The sequence below is a fragment of the Olivibacter sp. EAT-5 genome, assembly GCF_044784325.1.
GTDB classification, from domain to species: domain Bacteria; phylum Bacteroidota; class Bacteroidia; order Sphingobacteriales; family Sphingobacteriaceae; genus Olivibacter; species Olivibacter oleidegradans.
Genome location: NZ_CP173028.1, coordinates 33,887 through 57,319, shown reverse-complemented (window position 1 = coordinate 57,319; position 23,433 = coordinate 33,887). Strand labels below are relative to the sequence as shown.

The window sequence follows — 23,433 nt, the reverse complement described above, 5'->3', positions numbered from 1 at the left end:
ACATGGAAAAACGAACTACTAATCCGAAGGACGCTCCTATAGTTGTTGGTCTAGATATTGGTACAACAAAGATCTGCGTAACAGTAGGTCGGAGGAGCGAGCATAATAAGATAGAGGTATTGGGCATTGGTAAAGCAGAATCGCTGGGCGTGAGCCGTGGAGTAGTTGCCAATATTCAAAAAACAGTTACAAGTATTGTTAAAGCTGTCGAAGAAGCAAGTGCGCAGTCCAATGTCGATATCAAAGTTGTAAATGTTGGTATTGCTGGTCAACATATCAAAAGTCTTCAACATCGGGGTATTCTAACAAGAAAAGATGATAATGAGATTGGTAGGAAAGATATAGAGAAGCTGGTAGAGGATATGTATAAATTGGTGCTTCCTCCGGGGGAGGAGATCATCCATGTGCTACCGCAAGAGTTTACAATTGATAATGAGCCAGGTATAAAAGACCCGATTGGTATGGCCGGTCGACGTATGGAAGCTAATTTTCATATTATTTCGGGCCATGTCAGCGCGGTAAGAAATATTAAGCGTTGTGTTGAATATGCTAGTTTAGAGGCGCAAGAGCTTATTCTGGAACCGCTAGCCTCTTCCGAAGCTGTGCTTAGCCCTGAAGAGAAGGACGCAGGTGTTGTTTTAGTCGATATTGGTGGCGGAACTACGGATGTAGCGATTTTCCATGAAGGTATTATTAGACACACGGCCGTTATTCCTTTGGGAGGGAATATTGTAACCGAAGATATCAAACAAGGATGCTCGGTTCTGCGTAATCAGGCAGAATTGTTAAAAGTTAGATTCGGTTCCGCATTAGCGGAAGAAAACCGGGAAAATGAAATAATTTGTGTGCCGGGGTTGCGTGGAAGGGAACACAAAGAGATTTCGGTTAAAAATTTAGCCTATATCATTCAAGCCCGGATGGAAGAAATTATAGAGCATGTTTATTATGAAATAAAGTCATCCGGATATGAGCGTAAACTTATCGGTGGAATCGTTATTACAGGAGGAGGGGCGCAATTAAAACACCTAGTTCAATTGGTGGAATACGTGACTGGTTTGGAATGTCGTATCGGTATGCCAAATGAACATTTGTCGAAAAATGAAGTGCTGCCGAAGAACACTTATGATGAACTGAAAAGTCCACTCTATGCAACGGGTATTGGCTTGTTAATTAAGGGAATTGAGGCCGCTGAGTATAATGAGGTGGAGCACCCGGTAAAGAGCCAAGCTGTCAAAGGTATAGCGGAAGAAGGAAAGAAGACATTTGGCTTCTTAGATAAGATTATTCGCTATATCAGCGATGATAATAAAATTGAAGATACAGACTATATTAAATAGTTTTCAACACTCGGTTTTTTTTCCACATTATAAACAATTGTGGAAAACAATTGTGGAAAAAGTATTAATATTACAATGCGAAAGTTACGTAAATATTAAATCAGGATACCACTCATTTAGAGTAAATTAAGACAGTATGGGTACGCGTACTTGCAGATGAACAGGAAGAAAAGGGCGCGGCATACTTTTACAGATTTGAAAAGGAGCAGGGAATAAATACATTTCATAGAGCCTTTAAGGAACAAATTATACACGTATGAAATTTGAAATGCTTAAAGAACAATCATCTATTATAAAGGTAATAGGTGTTGGCGGAGGTGGTGGCAATGCAGTTAACCACATGTACAGACAGGGTATTAGCGGTGTGGACTTTATAATTTGCAATACCGATGCACAAGCATTAGAGTTAAGTCCTATACCTAATAAAGTACAATTAGGTGCCAGTTTAACAGAGGGGATGGGAGCTGGTTCGGATCCTGATGTAGGTGAAAATTCTGCGATTGAAAGTATCGAAGATATAAAACGCATGCTAGGGGTGAATACCAAAATGTTGTTCATCACTGCCGGTATGGGTGGCGGAACCGGAACCGGTGCAAGTCCTGTTATTGCGAAAGCGGCTAAAGAGCTAGGTATCTTAACCGTAGCAATTGTTACCACCCCTTTTGCATTCGAGGGAAAGAGGCGGAGGAGTCAAGCGGAAGAGGGGCTTGGCGAGTTGCGGAAATATGTCGACTCATATTTGGTTATATCCAATGATAGATTAAGGGAAATCTTTGGTAATCTCACGATGAGTTCAGCTTTTGCCAAAGCAGATGATATTTTAACAACGGCGGCAAAGGGTATCGCGGAAATTATCACCATTCCCGGTTATATCAATGTCGATTTCAAGGATGTTCGGACGGTGATGAATGATAGCGGCGTGGCTATTATGGGGAATGCGAAAGCTAGTGGCGATGATCGCGCGCAAAAAGCTGTGGAAGGTGCTTTGGCATCACCTCTGTTAAAGGATAGTGAAATTGAGGGTGCTCGTTATATTTTGTTGAATATTTCTTCCGGAACGCAAGAGGTTACGATGGACGAAATTTCGGTCATTACGGATTATATCCAGGAGCGAGCCGGTTTCACGGCAGAAATTATCTGGGGTAATTGTTTAGACGAGTCCTTGGATAAGGATCTGTCGGTTACTATTATTGCAACCGGTTTCCAAACTACCGAGGAGCGTAAACAGGAGGAAAGCAACCGACGGATTGCAATTCCATTAGAGGAGGAGAAAGTGCCTTTGGTAAGGCCTGTAAATCAAATTATTAACAAGCCTAAAGAAGAGGTTGTAGAAAAAGCTCCAGCTGAGCCTGTGCAGGCAAAGGTACAGCCGACGGCGATGCCGCAGGCCGATTTATTTAGCGGCTTTGGACGACCATCTGGCCAGAACCCGGTTGATAATAAGGTGGCAACACCGAAGAAAGAGGAGATTATCAGACACACGTTGGTAGAGGAAGAGCCGGTATCGGAGCAAAATAAGCCCGCTGACGAATATCAATTGAAGGTTTCCGAAAGTGAATTTCTCTTTACGAACGAAGCGAATACTAATCAACAGGTGTCTGATCCAGCGGCCACCTCAACGCCGGAATCTGTTGATTTTAATGAAGCACCAAAAGCAGAGAGCACCCCGGTAAGCAAGCAAGTTGATGAATATAAATCTGACGAAAGTATTGAGGAGCAACTTCGAAAAACAAAGGAGCGTATATTACGTCTAAAAGACTTAAGTATGAAGCTGCGTTCTACCAATGGCCTACAGGAGATAGAGAATGAGCCAGCCTATAGAAGGAAGCAGCGGTCTTTAGATCAGGTGCCTCACTCTTCTGAGTCACAGGTTTCAAGATTTACACTTTCTTCAGAAGATGGAATCACTGAAATAAGACCTAACAACTCTTTTCTTCATGACAATGTCGATTAAATTGTTATAAACGATATCAAAAAAAGGCCGGAAAGAGTGGTATACTCTTCTGGCCTTTTTGTTTAAATAAATGCATAAAAGAGAAGTTTTTATACTCATTTCGAATATGGTTCACTAGAAAGTTGATAATTCTGAGGTGAAACTTTATCTTTGTAAACAATTTAATAACCACGTATTGTGGCTTTTAGGAAATCTGAACAGTAGTGATTAACCCGTGGGTAGGCAAGTAAACGGGATACATTTCAATTCGTTTTCTACGAAAGACCTAAGTTGGATTTGTGGTTTTGAGAGGTATTAATTAAATTAAACGTATTTACTTTGGATTTATTCGATAAAATATCAAAAAATTTAGGTCCAATCGGACAACATCACAAGTGGTCTCATGGTTATTTTTCTTTTCCCAAATTGGAAGGTGAGATTGGTCCACACATGAAATTTAGAGGGAAGGATCATCTTGTTTGGAGCCTAAACAATTATCTCGGTTTGGCCAATCATCCGGAAGTGCGCGCAACAGATGCTGAAGCCGCAAAGTTATATGGTATGGCTTATCCGATGGGCGCAAGGATGATGTCCGGTAATTCAAATCAACATGAAGTGTTGGAACAAGATCTAGCCGCTTTTGTGGGAAAGGAGGATGCTTTTCTTTTGAATTATGGCTATCAGGGTATGGTGTCGATCATCGATGCCTTGGTTGATAGAAATGACGTGATTGTATATGATGCTGAGTCGCATGCTTGCATTATAGACGGCGTTCGATTGCATATGGGCAAGCGATATGTCTATCAACACAATGATGTAGAAAGTTGTAGAAAGCAATTAGAGCGTGCAACCAAAATAGTTGAACAAACAGGTGGAGCCATTCTTCTTATTACTGAAGGTGTATTTGGTATGTCGGGTGCCCAAGGCAAATTAAAGGAGATCAACGAGTTAAAGAGTGAGTTTAATTTTAGATTGTTAGTAGACGATGCCCATGGCTTCGGCACTATGGGACCAACTGGAGCTGGAACGCATGAGGCTCAGGATTGCGTAGATGGTGTAGATATTTATTTCGGCACTTTTGCCAAGTCAATGGCCGGTATTGGTGCTTTTGTGGCAGCTAATGAGGAAATTGTAACCTTCTTGCGCTATAATATGCGTTCTCAGACCTTTGCGAAATCTTTACCTATGCCTATGGTTGTGGGCCTTCAGAAGCGTTTAGAATTGTTGAAGGGGCAGCCTGTGCTTCGGGAAAAACTTTGGGAAGTAGCTTTATCCTTGCAGAAAGGCCTAAGAGATAACGGATTTGATATAGGCCATACGAATACCATGGTTACGCCTGTATTTCTGAAAGGCGACCTATCAGAAGCGACTGCATTAACGATGGACTTAAGAGAAAATTACGGTATTTTTTGTTCTATTGTTGTTTATCCGGTAATTCCGAAGGGACAAATTGAACTGCGCTTGATTCCGACGGCAATGCATACTCTTGAAGATGTGAATCGAACAATTTTCGCTTTCTCGGAAATCGCTGAGAAATTGAACAACGGTCACTATAGAGAACAACAAGTTGTGCCGGCCTAATCGCGCGACCTTGCTTTTATGATAAAAAAGCCTTCTAATCGAATATTAGGAGGCTTTCTTATTATTGTCTTAGCTTTAGCTTTATTGTTATTACTGCTTAGTTTGCTTCTGCTAGCTTTGTTTTAGCTTGTAGATCATTAACGGCCAGCGCAATTTTCCGTTTTGTTTCTTCACTTACACTTACTAAAGGTAACCGTACATAATTTTTGCATACGCCGAGCTCCTGGAGCATCTCTTTGACACCTGCAGGGTTCCCTTCAATGAAACATAAGTCATCGATGTTTAGTAGCTCATAATGAAGCTTGCGAGCTTCTTCATAGTGCCACTCATTGCAATATTTCACTAGCCGCTGAGTTTGCTTTGGGAAGGCATTCCCGACTACCGTGATTACGCCAACAGCTCCCAAAGACATCATGGGAAGGGTAAGGGCATCGTCGCCTGAAATCAATAAGAAGCTATCCGGCTTGTTTGCCATAATACGTGTAAAATGCTCAAAGTTGGCGGAGGCTTCTTTTACACCAATGATATTGTCAAAATCATTGGCTAAGCGAATAATGGTATCGACATTTATCATACTTCCCGTTCTGCCGGGTACATTATATAGTATAATAGGAAGATCCGTAGCTTGTGCGATTGCCTTATAATGCTGATAAATTCCTTCTTGAGTTGGTTTATTATAATAGGGGCTTACGGATAAAATAGCTTGATAAGCCGGATTTTTGAAGTCCTTTATTTGCGCAACCAATTCAGCGGTGTTATTTCCTCCGAAACCGGCTACCAAAGGTACGCGTCCCGCAACTTTCTCGGCAGTGAAGTCTAAAATACTTTTCTTCTCTTCTTTTGTCAATGTAGCGACTTCTCCGGTTGTACCCATACTAACCAGATAGTCCATACCTCCTTCTATTTGATACTCGATCAAATTAGCTAATCCCTCAAAGTCGATACTCCCATCACTGTTGAATGGGGTTACTAATGCCACTCCGGCACCATGTAGGCTATTCATTCCTTTTTATGTTTTGATTTATTATTCTTTCTTCTATATTCATTATGTGAAGTACGTTTTGCAAAGCTACTGAATCATTTTTATTAACTCCACTTCTGAAATGATTGGGATATTAAATTTCTGTGCTTTGGCGAGTTTCGACGGGCCCATATTTTCTCCGGCTACGAGGTAATTTAGCTTGGCGCTAATACCGCTTAGTAGTTTGCCTCCATTTTGAACAATGATTTTACCGAGGTCTTCTCTACTATAGTGTTCGAATACGCCTGATATCACGAAAGACTTGTCGGCTAGCTTATTGCTGTTCAATTGAAATTCTTCTTCAATAATAGCGAACTGTAGATTCTCGCCTTTTAGGATTTCAACTTGATGTAAGTGAAGCGTGTTGCTGAAATACTCCTTAACGCTTTGGGCAATTCGCTCTCCTATTTCGTCAACAGCGGCAATCTCTTCTACACTCGCCTGAATGAGGTTGTCGATGTTTTTAAAGCTATTCGCTAATTTCTTGGCAATAGTTTCGCCTACATAACGGATTCCGAGACCGAACAGCACTTTCTGAAAAGGTCGCTCTTTCGACTTCTGAATACCAAGAAGCATATTGTTGATCGATTTTTCACCAAAGCGTTCAATCTGTTCAAGTTCTTCTTTATGATGATGTAATTGATAAAGATCGCTTATCTGTTTCAGTAATCCCTTTTTGTACAATACTTCAACTGTTTCATTTCCCATCCCTTCAATATCCATTGCTTTTCTGCTGATGAAATGTTGAATCTTCCCGACTATTTGAGGAGGGCATCCCAATTCGTTGGGACAATAATGTACGGCTTCGCCCTCTTTGCGGATCAACACTGTGTTGCATACCGGGCAGTGTGTGGGGTAGGCTATCTGTTTCGTGTCAGGAACGCGTTTGTCCTTGTTTACACCAATGATTTTTGGAATAATTTCGCCGCCCTTCTCTACCATGACGGTATCCAACTCATGAAGATCGAGTCTCGTTATTTCATTGGCATTATGAAGTGTGGCTCTTTTTACTGTTGTTCCGGACAGTTGTACGGGTTCTAGATTTGCAACGGGTGTTACTGCACCGGTTCGTCCTACTTGATAGCTTACGGATTTGAGGATGGTCTCCACTTCCTCAGCTTTATATTTATAAGCAATTGCCCAGCGCGGCGACTTTGCGGTAAAGCCGAGCTCGTGCTGTTGTGCATAACTGTTTACTTTAATCACTATCCCGTCAATATCGTAAGAAAGCTTATGCCTAGCATCATCCCAATAGGAAATAAACTGTAAGACCTCGTCGATCGTGCGGCAAAGCTTTGTATGTTCGCTAACATGAAAGCCCCACGATTTAACGGCTTCCAGGCTCTCCCAATGTGTTTTGAATAACCGATCGCGGTTATCCATATATAAGAAATAAAGAAAGCAATCCAGTGGACGCTTAGCTACTTCTGAGGAGTCCTGCAGCTTGATGGTGCCTGCTGCGAAATTACGCGGATTGGCATAAGGAATTTCGTCGTTTTCCAGACGTTCCTTATTCAGTCGTTCAAAGGCCGCTCTATGCATAAAAACCTCTCCTCTGATCTCAAAAAGATCCGGAAAGTGGCCTGATTTAATTTTATTGGGAACACTTTTTATCGTTTTTATATTGCTGGTTACTTCGTCGCCTTGCGTACCGTCACCTCTTGTGACACCCCTGGTAAGTACGCCCTGTTCGTAAGTTAAACTGATAGATAGGCCGTCAAATTTCAGCTCGCATACATATTCAAAATCGTCACCCAGCACCTTACGGATCCGTTCATCAAAGTCTTTTAGCTCTTTCTCGCTATAGGTATTACTCAAAGAGAGCATAGGCCACTTATGACGGACTGTCTTGAATTGTTTAGTAATATCCCCGCCAACTTTCTGCGTTGGTGAATCAGGGTCTAAAAACTCGGGATAGTCCTTTTCCAAGGCAGCTAATTCAGCTAACTTTTGGTCAAAATCGAAGTCAGATATACTCGGTTGTGCGAGTACATAATATTTGTAATTGTGATCGTTCAGTTCTTTTGTTAGCGCTTCAATGCGGCTTAATGCATCATTCCTTTGCATATGCGAAGTTAATAAAAATTCTAGTTCTCTAGGACAATCTTAAATAGGAATGGTGTTTTTTAGGATCGGGTGCATTTTTTGGGAGAGAAACTATACTTTGAATCTGAACGTGCCACCTTATTAGAAATTGTAGCTGCCTATTTAAACCGGGAAATCGAGTTGGAAAAATGAATTGCTATCAATTTTAGAGTAGTACCCTTGCACAAGGGTACTACTTATTCATTAAATTTGCGTTTAGGACGCTTATAAAGCACGGTTGCAATAATTGTTACCAAGATAACGCCAATAACAAGATAAGCTACGGTTTTGGGTGTACTATACTCTTCGTCCGTACCTACCTGGTTCGCTAATGCTAAGTTAGAATAAATCGCTGCCATCAACACTAAAAATAATTTCTTCATTTTCCTAGTCCCTCCTTGATTTTAATAAAAAGTAAAAACACGTAACGTGATTTTTAGGCCTTTATTGATTATAAAACATAAATATAAGAAAAATAATATAAAAAATGAAATTTAATATTATTTTGTGCTTAATTGGAGAAAATTTTTACAAAAACGTGCTAACAGTCTGAAAGATAGATTTGTATGCTTGTCTTTCTTCGTTTTATTTTTTTAAAAAATCTCTTAAAACATAGTGGAGTATGCCGCCGTTTTTGTAGTAAGCTATTTCAATAGCCGAATCAAATCGAGCTTTAACTTTAAATGATAAATTTCGTCCCTGTTCGTCTTTTGCTTGTACGTCGAGCAGCTTGTGCGGTACTAAATCATCGGCTATCCCGGTGATATTAAAAGTTTCCCTACCGGTTAAACCCAGCGTATCGGCACTTTCTCCAGGTAAAAACTCCAATGGCGCTACTCCCATACCTACCAGATTACTGCGGTGTATGCGTTCGAAACTTTCCGCTATAACCGCTTTAACGCCGAGTAGGTTCGTACCTTTTGCTGCCCAGTCCCGTGATGACCCGCTGCCGTATTCTTTGCCGGCAAGGATAATAAGTGGTGTAGAATCCCGTTGATAAAGCGAGGCAGCATCATAAATGTTAAGTGTTTCATTGGTTCCAAAGTAGGTTGTATAGCCACCTTCTTTATCGGAAATTTTATTTTTGATGCGTACGTTGGCAAATGTTCCTCGCATCATCACTTCATGGTTACCACGTCTAGAGCCGTAAGAATTGAAATCCTTAACCTCGACGCCTTTGTTTTCCAGATATTGGCCGGCGGCCGTATCTGATTTGAAGGAACCGGCAGGCGAGATATGATCGGTCGTTACAGAATCACCTAAATATAGCAGTACACGCGCTTCTTTAATATCGCTTGATGGTGTAAGCTCGCTACTAATGTTTTTAAAGAAGGGAGCTTCCTGTATATAAGTAGAATGCTCGTCCCACTGATAATCGCTTCCGGTAGGTGCAATTAAATTTTGCCATTGTTCATTTCCGTCGAAGATTACGTCATACACTTTCTTAAAATCGCTCTGCTGAAGTGACGATAGAATGACTTGATTAATTTCCTCTTGCGTCGGCCAAATATCTTTTAAATAGACGGGTTCTCCATTCGGGTCCGTGTCGATGGGGTCATTTAAAATATCAACATCGATTCTGCCGATAAGTGCATACACAACAACGAGCATTGGTGAAGCAAGGAAATTCATTTTTACCTGAGGATGAACGCGTGCTTCAAAATTTCGGTTGCCACTTAGAATGGAGGCTACCACTAGTTCCGCTTGATCAACTGCTTCTGCAATGTGGGGCGGTAGCGGACCACTGTTGCCGATGCAAGATGTGCATCCATAGCCTACGTGATGAAATCGCAGGGCTTCAAGATCTTCTAATAAACCTGAGCGCTCCAAATAAGCCGTTACTACTTTGGAACCAGGGGCCAAGCTTGTTTTAACCCATGATTTGGTCCGTAAGCCGCGAGCAACGGCCTTTCGAGCGACTAAGCCGGCACCAATCATGACCGCAGGGTTGGAGGTGTTTGTGCAGCTAGTGATTGCAGCAATTACGATGGAACCGTCACTCAGTTCATATTCTTGGTTATTGTCGATTATTCTTACTGTTTTCAGTTGGTCACTTTTGATCGTAGTTTGCGGCGATGGATGGGGTTTCGTAGGCGTGAACTGTGTTCTGGATCCACCTTCCGACAGCCAGGTATTAACCTCCCTGTCTTTGAAAGAAACGTAGGTACGACTATATTCCTTTTCTAACAAGGCACCGAACTTTTGATATAGATCTTTGATCAGAATCTTGTCCTGAGGTCGTTTTGGACCGGCAACTGTAGGTTCTAAAGTATTCAGGTCCAAATGAAGGATATCGGTATAATGAATTTTTTCTTCCCCCGTACGCCATAATAGATTTTCCTTGCAATAATCCGCTACCAAACGAATGTGGTCCTCTGATCGATTTGTCCGCTGCATATAATCAAGTGTCTGGTGATCAATGGGGAAATAAGTGACGGTACAACCGAACTCGGGCGACATATTGGAAATGGTTGCCCGATCGGTAACCGTTAAGTTATCGAGGCCTTCTCCAAACACTTCTACGAATTTTCCCACAACTCCATAATCTCGGAGCAGCTTGGTAATAGCTAATACCATATCGGTAGCTGTACATCCCTCCGGTATTTTTCCCGTAAGTTTTAATCCGATGACTTGAGGGCAGGTGAAATATATCGGTTGCCCCAGCATCGCAGCTTCTGCTTCTATACCACCGACACCCCATCCCAACACACCGATGCCGTTGACCATCGGAGTATGTGAGTCTGTGCCTACCAAGGTATCCGGGAAATACCAGCCGTCTCGGTCAATAACGCCCTTGGCCAAGTATTCAAGATTTACCTGATGACAGATTCCCATTCCTGGAGGAACTACTGTAAAGTTATTTAATCCTTTTTGCGCCCATTTCAGTAATTGATAACGCTCTGCATTTCGTTCATATTCTAAGTCAACATTTTTTTCATAAGCATAGTCGGTACCGAAATAATCCACTTGAACAGAATGATCAATTACCAGGTCGACCGGGATTGCCGGGTTAATTTTATCTCCGTCTTTCCCCTTTCGTATTACTTCAGCCCTAATTGAAGCAATATCTACGACTGCAGGTACGCCGGTAAAATCCTGCATTAACACACGTGCAGGTTTGAATGGGATCTCTTTGTCAGTACCGGCGGGGTTCCACTGAATAAGTGTTTCTAAATGCTCATCGGTAATAGAAAATCCATCATGATTGCGTATAACATTCTCCAATAGGATTCGAATAGAAAATGGAAGTTTTTCTATAGGCTTTCCCTCCTTTCTCAATTGACTAAGTGAAGCTATTTTTTTGTCCATTTTAGTTTAGTTTTAGTACTATTATAATACTTCATTTTCCTTAAAAATGTTTTTAACTACATCATTCCTGAATTTTAAATGACTTATAAAAAGAAAAGCCAAGAGATGATTTAAAATCTCTTGGCTCATCAATATAATTCGGTGTTTATTACTTTAGTTCAAATACAACACGAAATTGATAGTTAATCTTAATTTTCTTAAAATCGATATCTAGTGATTCCTCCTGTGCATAATCTGCCGCTTTTCCGCGCATGGCCATTGCACTGTACATAGCTGGCTGCGGACTGCCTGCGTCTGTATTATTATCGTTTACTTCCAAGGCCTTTCCTAAGCTGTCGCCTAACGCTTGAGCTAACACGGTTGCTTTCTCCCGCGCATTTTTTACCGCTTTTATGCGTAGCTCATTCCGTATTTCGGTCATCCTGCTATGGTCATACCCAGCAATAGCGGTAGATTGAATTCCTTTTTCATCTACGCTTGAAAGAATGGAATTGATTGCATTTAAATTAGCTACTTTCACTTTGTATTGCTTGCTTGCTAAAAAACCGGGATCTTTCTTCTTCTTGGGATCTATATAATTATAGCTTGAGATGTTTTCTATAGTGAAATCCTCTTCCTTTATTCCGGCTTTTTTTACAGCAGTTGACAACTGCTTTTCCAATTCATCAATTGCTACCTTATTTTTGTTGTTATTATCCTTAAAATACTCTTTTAAGGATATGGACACATAAATAATATCCGGGGTTACTTCCTCCTCAGCAGATCCATAAACTTCTATCTTCCTTCTTGTATCAACATTTTGTGCTGAAGCGGATAATGCGATTGTTCCTAACAATACTGCTGCTAATATTTTTTTCATCTGCATAATTTTTTCTTAAAAGTGATGAATCCTGCATGAGCTTTGCACGTATTACTATGGCCCAAACAGGTTGCTTATGCTATAAGTTTTATATTTGTGTATGAAACGATACTGTAAAAGAAAATGCTACAATAGGTTATTTTTTTAGAATTTTATTCTTCTATAACTTCGCTGTGATAGCTTGCAGATTCTTGAACTTCCTCCTTAAAATAACGTTTCTGGAAGATTAGTATGATAATTACGCCTACTGAAATGGCAGAGTCTGCTAAATTAAAAACCGGTCTGAAGAAGATAAATTCTTCATTTGACCATAACGGAAACCATGATGGGAAAGTCCCTTGCAACAGAGGGAAATAAAACATATCTACTACTTTTCCGTGGAAAATACTACTATATCCACCTCCAGCAGGAAACAGAACCGCTTTTTCATACCACGTGCTTTCACTAAAAATCATACCATAGAAAGTAGAGTCAATGATATTTCCTACAGCACCGGCAAAAATTAACGATACACAAAGAATGAGTCCGCGGTGATATTTACGTTTAATCATGTAAACCAATCCATATCCAATGCCCAATACAGCCAATATACGGAACACAGATAATGCTAATTTTCCGCTCTCGCCACCAAATTCCATACCGAAAGCCATACCGTTGTTTTCAGTAAAATGAATGAGTGCCCGGTTTCCGACAATTTTAAATTCCTGTCCCAAGGTCATGTTGAGCTTGACCCAAAATTTGATAACTTGATCTAAAAATAAAACAACTAATACGAGGAAGAGCGGTCTAGTATATCCTTTCATTATTTCGTTCGCACAAAATCAATCAGCCATTTCCCTAAAGAAGAATGAGATCCTCCGTTAATGAGAAATGGCCGATTTGTTTTTAATATTGTTTTAATTTGGCTTCCATGCTTAGAGTAGTGTGGGGAACAGCGCGTAAACGCTCTTTTTGAATTAGTTTACCCGTTTCTCTGCACACGCCATATGTTTTATTTTCTATTCTTACCAATGCAGCCTCTAAATTGTCAATGAACTTTTTCTGACGAGCAGCTAATTGATTGATCTGCTCTTTTTCAAGCGTAGCCGAACCATCTTCCAACGTTTTGAAAGTACCCGCCGTATCATCTGTACCATTGCTGTTTGGGTTACTTAAAGATTTAGTCAAAGAGGCTAATTCTTCTTTCGCTACTCGAAGTTTTTCCAAGATAATTTCTTTAAACTCTTGTAGTTCGGCATCGCTGTAACGTGTCTTTTCTGTGTTTTCCATTTTTCAAATTTTTTAACAAGAATCTAAATCTGCCAAGGTTTTGCTAAAGACCTTGCTATAATACGGGTTATAGATTCTAAAACTACACTTTTTCAATTAATACATTTAGCTCAGTCTCTTCTATTTCAACACGTTCTCCACCGGTTAAGTTGTTTTCAACTTTAAACGAGTTGGCTAGGATCTCTGTGCTAATATAAGATAAATTATCTTTAATAGCATCGGCAATTAAGGAACTATTGCTTATCGTCACATTGATCTTATCAGTTACTTCAAAGTTAAGTTCCTTTCGAAGTGTTTGTATGCGATTCACAAGTTCACGTGCCAGGCCTTCATTTTTTAGTGTCGGTGTAATATGAACATCTAAAGCTACCGTGAGCTTGTCTAAGTTGGCAACTTGCCAGCCAGCTACATCTTCTGCGATTATTTCTACATCCGCTAAGGTAACTGTATAAGGAGCCTCCGTTAAGGTAAAGGATCCAGATGTTTCCAATTGACTAATTTCCGACTCTCCAAACGCTTGAATAGCTGCTGCAACCAGTTTCATATCTTTTCCAACCTTAGGTCCCAAGGCCTTGAAGTTAGGTCTGATTTTTTTTCGTATAATCCCGGAAGTATCCTTTATAAACTCTATTTCTTTGATGTTTGTCTCCGATAAAATCAAATCTTTCACTTTCTCTACTTTCTCCCTGAATGTATCATCTAACACCGGAAGTAGAATTTTGTTTAGTGGTTGACGAACATTTATACCTACTTTTTTACGTAGAGATAAAGTTAACGACGATATATCTTGGGCCAAGGTCATCCGTTCTTCCAGATTTTTGTCTACAAGCGCTTCATTATAAGTCGGGTAGAAAGAAAGGTGAACTGATTCCGCCCGATCTTTCTGCGTTGCGTTATTGAGGTCCAGAAATAGTTGATCACTGAAAAAAGGAGCGATTGGAGACATGAGTTTCGCAACTGTGTCTAAGCAGGTATATAGGGTTTGATAAGCAGAGATTTTATCTTCACTATATTCGCCTTTCCAAAAACGGCGGCGACATAGTCGTACATACCAATTACTTAAATGCTCATCCACGAAATTTTGGATGGCACGAGCTGCTTTTGTTGGCTCGAAATCTTGATAGAATGTATCTACCTCTTTTGTCAAACTATTCAAGAGTGATATGATCCAACGATCAATTTCAGGACGGTCATTATAGGCGATCTCTGCTTCCATGTAAGAGAAGCCGTCAATGTTGGCATATAGCGCAAAGAAAGCATAAGTGTTGTATAGTGTTCCGAAGAACTTACGCCGCACTTCATCTAAACCTTCTTCATTGAATTTTAAGTTATCCCAAGGTGCAGCATTGCTGATCATGTACCAACGGGTAGCATCGGCACTGTATTTTGAAATGGTGGCAAAAGGATCTACCGCATTACCTAAGCGTTTGGACATTTTGTTTCCATTCTTATCGAGCACCAGACCGTTAGAAACCACATTTTTAAATGCTACGGAATCACAAAGCATGGTTGCTATTGCATGCAATGTAAAAAACCACCCCCGCGTTTGGTCTACGCCCTCAGCTATAAAGTCGGCTGGATACGCCTCTTCAAAACCTTCTTTGAATGGAAATTTCTCTCCTTTTGCTAATTTTTCATGGTCTAACCCCCACTGTGCATACGGCATTGATCCGGAATCGAACCACACATCGATAAGGTCAGGCTCTCTAAACAATTTCTGAAGGCTATCAGACACAAGCACAATGTCGTCTACATAAGGTCGGTGAAGATCAAATTTATCAGTGTCGAGTTTTACCAGATATTCGCGTAGTTTGGCGCTTTCTTCTTCATTTAACACATTGGTAGTTAAACTAAACTCGATATATTCACGTAATTCCTGTATCGATCCTATACAAATTTCTTCATTTTCATCTTCTGAACGCCAGATAGGCAGGGGAGTGCCCCAATACCTAGATCGAGATAGATTCCAATCAACTAGATTTTCCAGCCAATTTCCAAAACGTCCTGTGCCGGTAGCTTCAGGCTTCCAATTGATCGTTTTATTAAGTGCCACGAGTTTTTCCTTAACGGCAGTGGTTTTTATAAACCAGCTGTCTAAGGGATAATACAAGATAGGCTTGTCGGTACGCCAACAATGTGGATAACTGTGTTCATATCGTTTGACATCAAAGGCTTTATTCTCCTCCTTTAACTTGATCGCAATTAACACATCCGTTGGTTTAAAGTCCGGCTCTTGCCTTTCTTCGTCGCTGTAGTATTCTTCCTTAACAAAACGTCCGGCGAAATCTGTAATTTCTTTGACGAATCGTCCCTGTTTGTCTACAATTGGAACATCTTTGCCATTTTCATCTTTTACTAAAACTCCGGGAACTCCGTTTTCACGACAGGCTCTAAAGTCGTCTGCACCAAATGTAGCAGCAGCATGTACGATACCGGTGCCATCTTCGGTCGTCACAAAATCCCCAGGGATGACACGGAATGCATGTTGCTGTAAATCATCATTAATGACATAAGGAAGTAGTTGTTCATAACGTAAATTGAGCAAGTCTTCTCCTTTAAATTCAGTTGCAAGTTCCCAAGGAATCAGTTTGTCACCTTCTTTGTAATCTTGGAAGGGAAGATCTTTCGCCTCCGATTTGAAATACTTGCCAACTAAATCTTTTGCCAAAACAATGCTGATCGGCTCAAATGTATAGGGATTAAACGTCCGTATCTTTACGTAGGTAATATTTTTTCCCACGACGAGTGCGCAATTTGCCGGTAAAGTCCAAGGTGTGGTAGTCCAGGCGATGATTGCCGTATCTTCTCCTTCCTCTTCGAACAACTGAGGCATTAATGGGTGAATCTGATCTTTGACGATTCTAAATTCTGCTACAATTGTCGTGTCTTTAACAGGTTTATAGGTGCCGGGTTGATTTAGCTCATGTGAGCTCAGGCCGGTTCCCGCAGCAGGAGAGTATGGCTGAATAGTATAACCTTTGTATAATAGGTCTTTATTGTATAATTCCTTTAATATCCACCAAATGGTTTCGATGTATTCGTTTTGATAAGTAATGTAGGGGTTTTTGAGATCAACCCAATAACCCATTTTTTCAGTCAGATCATTCCAAACATCCGTATAGCGCATTACTTCGCGCTTACAGGCGTTATTGTATTCCTCTACTGATATCTTTTTACCAATATCTTCTTTAGTAATACCTAAAGTTTTTTCTACAGCAAGTTCGATGGGAAGACCATGGGTATCCCATCCGCCTTTCCGCTTTACCTGGAAGCCTTTTAAGGTTTTATATCGGCAGAAAATATCCTTTATTGTCCTAGCCATGACGTGGTGTATGCCAGGCATACCATTGGCAGAGGGAGGACCTTCATAAAAAGTATAGGGCTTTGTAGAAGGCCTGCTGGTGACACTTTTCTCAAACACATTCTTTGCCTGCCAATTAGCTAAGATATTGTTGCCTATATTTGGTAAATCGAGCTGTTTATATTCCTTGTACATCAGTGTATTAATCCAAAAATTAAGGATGCAAAGTTAAGACATTAAGGCGAAAAGTGAAAACGGTGTAATCGCTTCCCTGCTTATTCCTGTATTTTCTTTCGATTTAAACCTTTAGATCGTCACAAAGCGAAAATTTATTATCTTTAACTGACAGTTTAGCTCTTAGTAGTTATGAATAAATATCTGAAACGCGGTATCCTAATTACAATGTTGGGAATTCTGATGGGCATGTTGGGCATGTATCTGAAAAGGTTGGAAAATGATTTCTATGGAATCACATTAACATTGGGTGTACTGGTATTTGGTGTCGGCTTTGTTACTATTGTCTATAGTTTAATTAGAAAAATAGAGCGTCAAAGCATCCTTGAATCAAGAGAAGAGCAACAGCAATCCTCCGAAAGTGATTAATTATGGGCTTTCTATCTGCGTTGAGATTTGCTTGGTATGGTTTACGTGATACATTTAAAACCGAAAGGAACTTCAGGATCCAATCTGCTTTTGCAATACTTGCCCTTATAATGGGGCTTTTATTGAAAATCGATCTCAATGAGTGGCTTTGGATTGGGGTATCCATTTTTCTTGTATTGGCTGCTGAGCTATTTAATACTGCGCTGGAAGCTTTAACCAATCTGGTTTCACCTACCTGGCATCCCTTAGCAAAAAAGGCGAAGGATGCCGCCGCCTCCGCCGTTCTGCTGTTGGCTGTATTTTCTATTATTTGTGGAATCATTATTTTTTTGCCTAAACTTGTGCAAGTAATAAAGCATTTCAATAGTGTTACATAAAACCAGAGGAATTGTCCTGAAGATTACTCCTTATGCCGAGACGAGTGTTGTGGCGCAAATATTTACGGAAAAGTTTGGTATACAGTCTTATCTTATCAACGGCGTAAAGAGGGCACGGGCGAAGATTCACCTTAATATATTGCAACCACTACATTTATTAGATCTTGTCGTATATCAAAAAACTACAACGGGATTAAACCGGATGGCGGAGGCTCGGCAATTACCGGTTTTTCAACGGATTCCCTACGATATTATAAAAAGCTCCATGGCCTTGTTTATTACGGAAATAATATATAAAAGCATTCGGCAGCAGGGGCCGGATGAAAAGCTTTTTGAATACCTCTTTAGTGCAATATGCTGGTTAGATTCGTCCGAGGAAACACCGATCAATTTTCATTTAGCTTTTCTTCTAAAACTCACCAAATATTTAGGCTTCTATCCAGCATCCCGAACAGGAGAACAAATTTATTTTGATCTTAAGGAAGGTGTTTTTACTCGATTCACCCCAGGTCATATCTTAGTTTTGCAGGAACCACATACCGGTCAGTGGAATACACTTTTAAATACCAGTTTTGCATCGCTTAACAATGTGAAAATAGGTAACCGGGACCGAAGAATTCTTTTGCAGAAATTGATCGATTTTTATCAACTCCATATCGATGGTTTAGGCGAAATAAAATCACTCGAAATACTGGAAGAAGTTTTGGCTTAAAGCAATCATATCATATACGAATAATATGTTTACATTCATTAAAAGTTACGTGCTGCCTTCTATGTTTTTTTTAACTGTTTCCTTTTGTCATGCTCAAAGCGGCGAAATTAAAGCAGACTCACTTTTGATAAAAAAGCATATCTATTTTTTGGCAGCAAATAAGTTGGAAGGTAGAGGAACGGGCAGTAAAGGTATAAAAAAGGCGGCGAAGTATATTGAGCGCTATTTTAAGAAATATGGCCTGAAGCCATTAGGAGATAAGGGTTATCGACAGCCGTTTATAGCAAAAGTGAAAAAGGTGGTTGTTCCCGATAGTTTGCGGAAAGCCGATAACCTGATAGGATATTTGGATAATAGGGCGACAAATACAATCATCATTGGAGCCCATTATGATCATTTGGGGCTAGGTACACAGGGCAGTTCTAAGGACGCTTTGCCTGAAGGGAAGATCCATCATGGTGCCGATGACAATGCCTCGGGCGTCGCGGGACTATTGGAACTAGCAAGGTGTTTTTCACAAAATGGACGGCAAGAGAATTATAATATTCTTTTCGTAGCTTTTTCGGGAGAGGAATTGGGGCTGCTGGGCTCTAAGTATTATGTAGAACATCCTGTTACATCAATGAATAAAGTGAATTTTATGGTGAACATGGATATGATTGGCAGGTATGATCCGGGGCGTGGACTTGGAATAGGCGGTTTCGGTACAAGCGATAGTTGGCCAGCCGTTTTTGAAGGTATTACAAGCGATATTAAATATTTTACAGACAGAAGCGGAAGTGGTGGTTCTGATCATGGCTCCTTTTACGCTAAAGGTATCCCGGTTCTTTTTTTTCACACGGGTGGACATGAAGATTACCATATGCCTACGGATACTCCTGAAAAAGTCAATATAACAGCATTGGCAAAAATAGTCGATTTGGAAATAGAAATCATTTTGAAAGCAATGAATAAAAATAAACTTAACTTTACGGAAGTCAAGTAAGATTTTTACATGTTTGTATATTTATGCGTGTGTCTCTTGATCGATGTCGATAATAAAAAAAATTAACAATGAAATTTGGACAAGTTGAAGACCCCGGGCAAGTGGATTTTACTTTGCCTGACACCCATTCGGATACAATTAACCTACTGAATGCTACTAGAAACAAGGCGGCTTTTAAGGTGAGCATAGGATGTGCTAAGTGGAATAAACAAGATCTAAAAGGATTTTATCCACGTGGAACAAAAGACGAGTTATCGTACTACGCAAACCAGTTTAATGCAATTGAACTCAATGCTACCTTCTACAATGCGCCGGATAAACAACAAGTATTGACTTGGAAGAGTAAAGTGCCTGCTGATTTTAAATTTTTCCCAAAATTGCCAAATCAGATCAGTCACTACAGACGTTTATTAAATGCTGAGGAACCTACGATTGCTTTTTGCGATGCGATTAGCTTTTTTGAAGAAAAACTTGGCATGGCATTTTTGCAGCTTCATGACAATTTTAAACCAACTAATTTGGACCGCCTTTCTGCTTATTTGTCAGCTTTTCCAAAAGGCATACCATTGGCGGTAGAGGTTAGAAATGAAGAGTGGTTTCAGAATAAAGAGATATTTGACGAGTATAGTAATCTACTAAAAGAGCATCGTATGGCAAATATAATAGTTGATACCGCGGGTCGTAGGGATATGTTGCACATGCGACTAACCTCTCCTGAGGCCTTTATTCGCTATGTTGGGGCAAATCACTCAAGCGACTACGAACGTTTGGATCGATGGATAGACAGAATACAGGAATGGCGATCGGAAGGCTTGCAATCTTTGTACTTTTTTGTGCATCAGAATATAGAAAGGGAGTCGCCTTTACTCTCCTCTTATTTTATTGAAAAGTTGAACAGCGTTTTTGATCTTGACTTACACGTTCCGAAAGGACTAGCGGAGACAGGTGAACAGGCTAAGCTACTTTGAAAATAAGCTACAAAAAAAAGAGTGTCTCCTATATCTTGTCAAAAACATGGAGCACTCTATATTATGGTTTACAGCCTCTTGTTTAATTCATCTTGGAGCTGCCTGTTTAGCTTTTGTTCCCTTTCCATAGCTTTCTTGCGATGTTGCTCGAATTCGAGGCGTAGTTCTTCCAATGTTTTTTTTGCATCGGCAGTTACTAAATGACTTTGGTTGAAACGATATATATAAAACGTAAGTGCCAGAGCAAGTACACCAATTATACACCATATAAGTAAGTTATAGGTACTCTTCGGTAAGAGGATCCCTAAAAAACTAAAGCTCTCTTTTTGTTCCCTGGTAGTTTTGAGTTCCTGTGCTACCTTGTTCAAGCTATCTTGAAGAGAAGAAACCTCACGATCATGGTTGTCCAAAGTGGCTTTTACATTGGCCAGTTTGGTCTGCATAGCTTTGATTGAATCTGTTATGTTTGTCTCTAATTTTTCTAAGGAGGTTTTTCGAACTACTTTATAGTCCTGATAATTATTTGAAGTGTTGTTAATATAGTCAAACTGACTTGCAATAGATCCTCCGTTCAATCCCTGTTGTGATTTTGCCTGGGAAATTTTTGACGTTTTAACAGGTGAAGTAGGTGCAGTTTGCGCTTGTGCATTAGCTAAAGAAAAGGAAAGAACGAAAATGAAGAAAGAAAATTTTAGTCTTTGCATAAGTAATATAAGTTGTGTTTGACGTATTTAACTCCGGCAAATATAACACAAACCTTATAGAATGCCATGGTTTTCCGGTATTTGGATAAGACGGCAGACCGTGGGAGCAAACGAAAGTGTATAAAAAAGGCTTTAAATGACGATAAAAAAGCCCAGAAGGAAGGAATAGCGTCGATAAGTTTAAGAAAACCACTTTTACCAAAAGAGTAAAATATTAAAAATTAACTGATTACATAATAAGCGAAGAAATAGTTCAAAAATATTTTGCATTGTTGTGGAACAACTCTATATTTGCAGTCCCAAACGGGAAGAATACCTGGATAGGTAGGAAAAGGAGGCTTAGCTCAGCTGGTTCAGAGCATCTGCCTTACAAGCAGAGGGTCACTGGTTCGAATCCAGTAGCCTCCACCATAAGGTTTTTATAGGTTATATGATCTACTTTGTTTAAGTAGATAAAATTTAAGGAGGCTTAGCTCAGCTGGTTCAGAGCATCTGCCTTACAAGCAGAGGGTCACTGGTTCGAATCCAGTAGCCTCCACACTTAAGCATCTATTCAAGGTGCTTTTTTATTTTATATCTATTTTTATTCCCTTTTATTGTTTGATATTAAATGACACTCGATTGATGAGTAAAACTGATACTACTTTCTAACTGACAGCGATTACTGAATCTGTGTCATGACAATAAAAAAGATTGCAGTTTAATTTTGATTTATCACTTGTTTGTCATACTTTTATAAATACCGATTACAAACCTAAAATGTAAATGGGCAATCCGAAAAAGGGTTGCTCATTTTTTTATTGGCATGGACTTTGTGGTAAGTGTTTTGACTGCTGTCATGCAGTATTAAAGTAGTCTTTTCATAATTTAGGTTTATAATTGGTTAAGTAAAAGCCTTGATGCCCATCATCAAGGCTTTTTATTTCAATTTTAATATATACTCAAAGTTGAGAAGTGATTTCAGTTGATAGCGGCTTGGTGGCGGAACGATAACGATGTATCAAGTGGCCGTTTTCGTCAATTAAGAACTTCTCAAAGTTCCATTTGATGTCGCCTGTAAAATCCGGATTCTCCGCTTTTGTTAAATAATCAAAAATAGGGTTAATATCGTCGCCTTTCACACTGCTTTTTTCTGCGAGTAAAAAAGTCACGCCATAATTTTGTTCACAAAACGACTTTATGTCGTCATTAGAACCAGGCTCCTGTGAGCCGAAATTGTTGGCAGGAAATCCGATCACGACAACCTTGTCTTTGAATCTTTTTGATAATTCCTCCAGTTCTTTATACTGGGGAGTGAAGCCGCATTTAGAGGCGGTGTTAACCAAAAGGATTTTTTTTCCTTTGAAATCTTTTAGATCAATTGTTTTACCGTCGATGGAGGTAAATGAAAACTGATAAATATTTTCAGGTGGGAGAGCCATAAACATGCTCATAATTAAAAGCAGCGTTTTCATGTTTCTATTGATTTAAACTGTTTCTCTTTCGATAACGAAGTTAAACAATTCTTCAATAGGCTGTTTAATTATTTTGCCGATTTGTACGGCGTATTGCTCGCATACGATCCTTAGTTGGTCACTGAAGTAATAAGCGATAGATCCCACAAAATGAAATAAATGATTTTGATAACCAGGGAACAATAAAATGTTTGTTTTTACAAATTCCTCAAAGCCACGGTGCAATAGACCCATAATATATGGGTGCGTTTGATTGCTTTCCATGAAAGGCGCAAAGGAGGCGAGATAGGTGTTTGGAGAATTCCTTTGATAAACGTTTTTGATAACCATTTCTTTATTGATCCGGTAAGTACTTTCAAATTTCCTGGAGAGCTCTTCGGGTAAAGCACCATAGAGAAAAGCTGTTATCAATTTTTTTCCGAACCAAGCGCCGGAACCTTCATCACCTAGTATAAAACCCAGTCCTTGCCTTGTTGGTTGTACCTGTTCACCATCAAAAAAGGTAACATTTGACCCCGTTCCAAGTACTGCGGTATAACCACTATCATTTCCACAGGTAGCATAAGCGGAGCCGATAAGGTCGGTTTCTACTGAAATAAAAGCCTTTTTGAAGATTTGAGAAAGAGCATTTGATACCATTTCCCGACGGTCGGGATTTGTGCAGCCCGATCCAAAAAAATAGACTTCTGAAATAAGATCTGCATAGGGTGCTATATCTGTGATATTCTGCACAATCTTTACGATTTCCTTCTCCGTGGTAAAAAAGGGATTTAATCCTCTTGTTCTGAAAGTTAAAGGTTCGCTGTTTGGAAGTGCAAGCATCCAGTCAGATTTATACGATCCGCTATCTACAACCAATATCATAGTAAAATTTGGTAGGCTTTATGTGTTAACGTTTTAGATACAAATATACTAAAATACTGGAATAACCATTT

General features: G+C 39.8%; 19 protein-coding genes and 2 tRNA genes. 10 read left to right on the top strand and 11 right to left on the bottom strand.

The window, feature by feature from the left end:
- Positions 1-2: 2 nt before the first annotated feature.
- The 3 genes from ftsA to ACH11B_RS00240 all read left to right on the top strand — a co-directional run bounded on the left by ftsA (position 3) and on the right by ACH11B_RS00240 (position 4,851).
- Positions 3-1,337, top strand: coding sequence for a cell division protein FtsA (gene ftsA, locus ACH11B_RS00250; protein WP_013663381.1), 1,335 nt, complete (start codon positions 3-5; stop codon positions 1,335-1,337).
- A 256-nt stretch (positions 1,338-1,593) separates the two neighbouring features.
- Positions 1,594-3,291, top strand: a complete 1,698-nt coding sequence (gene ftsZ, locus ACH11B_RS00245; protein WP_130858333.1) for a cell division protein FtsZ — start codon at positions 1,594-1,596, stop codon at positions 3,289-3,291.
- A gap of 318 nt (positions 3,292-3,609) precedes the next feature.
- Entirely contained in the window at positions 3,610-4,851 is a 1,242-nt protein-coding gene (locus ACH11B_RS00240) for an aminotransferase class I/II-fold pyridoxal phosphate-dependent enzyme (protein WP_149106254.1), read from the top strand.
- A 97-nt stretch (positions 4,852-4,948) separates the two neighbouring features.
- On the opposite strand, the gene dapA is transcribed toward ACH11B_RS00240, so the two are convergent.
- From dapA to ileS, 8 genes are all read right to left on the bottom strand, one after another.
- Complete coding sequence (gene dapA, locus ACH11B_RS00235; protein ID WP_130858335.1) at positions 4,949-5,854, bottom strand: 4-hydroxy-tetrahydrodipicolinate synthase; 906 nt, start codon at positions 5,852-5,854, stop codon at positions 4,949-4,951.
- Between the two features lie 66 nt (positions 5,855-5,920).
- Positions 5,921-7,939, bottom strand: a complete 2,019-nt coding sequence (gene ligA, locus ACH11B_RS00230) for an NAD-dependent DNA ligase LigA (RefSeq protein WP_130858336.1) — start codon at positions 7,937-7,939, stop codon at positions 5,921-5,923.
- Positions 7,940-8,154: 215 nt separating this feature from the next.
- The gene (locus ACH11B_RS00225) at positions 8,155-8,316 is read right to left on the bottom strand and encodes a hypothetical protein (protein ID WP_289552380.1); all 162 of its coding nucleotides are present in this window, start codon (positions 8,314-8,316) and stop codon (positions 8,155-8,157) included.
- A 226-nt stretch (positions 8,317-8,542) separates the two neighbouring features.
- Positions 8,543-11,266, bottom strand: a complete 2,724-nt coding sequence (acnA, locus tag ACH11B_RS00220; protein ID WP_377610201.1) for an aconitate hydratase AcnA — start codon at positions 11,264-11,266, stop codon at positions 8,543-8,545.
- Between the two features lie 148 nt (positions 11,267-11,414).
- The gene (locus ACH11B_RS00215) at positions 11,415-12,125 is read right to left on the bottom strand and encodes an SIMPL domain-containing protein (protein ID WP_013663372.1); all 711 of its coding nucleotides are present in this window, start codon (positions 12,123-12,125) and stop codon (positions 11,415-11,417) included.
- A 152-nt stretch (positions 12,126-12,277) separates the two neighbouring features.
- Positions 12,278-12,928, bottom strand: coding sequence for a lipoprotein signal peptidase (locus tag ACH11B_RS00210; RefSeq protein WP_130858337.1), 651 nt, complete (start codon positions 12,926-12,928; stop codon positions 12,278-12,280).
- An 82-nt stretch (positions 12,929-13,010) separates the two neighbouring features.
- Positions 13,011-13,394, bottom strand: a complete 384-nt coding sequence (locus ACH11B_RS00205) for a TraR/DksA C4-type zinc finger protein (RefSeq protein WP_013663370.1) — start codon at positions 13,392-13,394, stop codon at positions 13,011-13,013.
- 82 nt (positions 13,395-13,476) lie between these two features.
- Positions 13,477-16,890 carry an isoleucine--tRNA ligase gene (gene ileS, locus ACH11B_RS00200; RefSeq protein WP_013663369.1) on the bottom strand — a complete coding sequence of 1,138 codons (3,414 nt, stop codon included), beginning with the start codon at positions 16,888-16,890 and terminating at the stop codon, positions 13,477-13,479.
- Positions 16,891-17,061: 171 nt separating this feature from the next.
- On the opposite strand from ileS, the gene ACH11B_RS00195 reads away from it, so the two are divergent.
- From ACH11B_RS00195 to ACH11B_RS00175, 5 genes are all read left to right on the top strand, one after another.
- Entirely contained in the window at positions 17,062-17,298 is a 237-nt protein-coding gene (locus tag ACH11B_RS00195; RefSeq protein ID WP_013663368.1) for a hypothetical protein, read from the top strand.
- A 2-nt stretch (positions 17,299-17,300) separates the two neighbouring features.
- Positions 17,301-17,675 carry a diacylglycerol kinase family protein gene (locus tag ACH11B_RS00190; protein WP_130858338.1) on the top strand — a complete coding sequence of 125 codons (375 nt, stop codon included), beginning with the start codon at positions 17,301-17,303 and terminating at the stop codon, positions 17,673-17,675.
- Positions 17,665-18,387, top strand: a complete 723-nt coding sequence (gene recO, locus ACH11B_RS00185; protein ID WP_013663366.1) for a DNA repair protein RecO — start codon at positions 17,665-17,667, stop codon at positions 18,385-18,387. The genes ACH11B_RS00190 and recO overlap by 11 nt, the downstream gene beginning before the upstream one ends.
- A gap of 25 nt (positions 18,388-18,412) precedes the next feature.
- The gene (locus ACH11B_RS00180) at positions 18,413-19,372 is read left to right on the top strand and encodes a M20/M25/M40 family metallo-hydrolase (protein WP_013663365.1); all 960 of its coding nucleotides are present in this window, start codon (positions 18,413-18,415) and stop codon (positions 19,370-19,372) included.
- A 68-nt stretch (positions 19,373-19,440) separates the two neighbouring features.
- Positions 19,441-20,340 (top strand): DUF72 domain-containing protein, encoded by a 900-nt coding sequence (locus ACH11B_RS00175; protein ID WP_377610199.1) that lies wholly within the window; start codon positions 19,441-19,443, stop codon positions 20,338-20,340.
- 68 nt (positions 20,341-20,408) lie between these two features.
- On the opposite strand, the gene ACH11B_RS00170 is transcribed toward ACH11B_RS00175, so the two are convergent.
- Positions 20,409-21,044: a hypothetical protein gene (locus ACH11B_RS00170; RefSeq protein ID WP_013663363.1), complete on the bottom strand. Its 636-nt coding sequence runs from the start codon at positions 21,042-21,044 to the stop codon at positions 20,409-20,411.
- Positions 21,045-21,377: 333 nt separating this feature from the next.
- Here ACH11B_RS00170 and ACH11B_RS00165 point away from each other — a divergent pair.
- Together ACH11B_RS00165 and ACH11B_RS00160 are read left to right on the top strand one after the other, a co-directional pair.
- Positions 21,378-21,455: transfer RNA gene (locus ACH11B_RS00165), tRNA-Val, on the top strand.
- A gap of 52 nt (positions 21,456-21,507) precedes the next feature.
- Positions 21,508-21,582, top strand: a tRNA-Val gene (locus ACH11B_RS00160).
- Positions 21,583-21,985: 403 nt separating this feature from the next.
- Here the strand turns inward: ACH11B_RS00160 and ACH11B_RS00155 are convergent.
- The gene (locus ACH11B_RS00155) at positions 21,986-22,498 is read right to left on the bottom strand and encodes a glutathione peroxidase (protein WP_013663360.1); all 513 of its coding nucleotides are present in this window, start codon (positions 22,496-22,498) and stop codon (positions 21,986-21,988) included.
- Positions 22,499-22,510: 12 nt separating this feature from the next.
- Positions 22,511-23,362 carry an N-acetylglucosamine kinase gene (locus ACH11B_RS00150; RefSeq protein ID WP_377610197.1) on the bottom strand — a complete coding sequence of 284 codons (852 nt, stop codon included), beginning with the start codon at positions 23,360-23,362 and terminating at the stop codon, positions 22,511-22,513.
- Between the last annotated feature and the right edge of the window lie 71 nt (positions 23,363-23,433).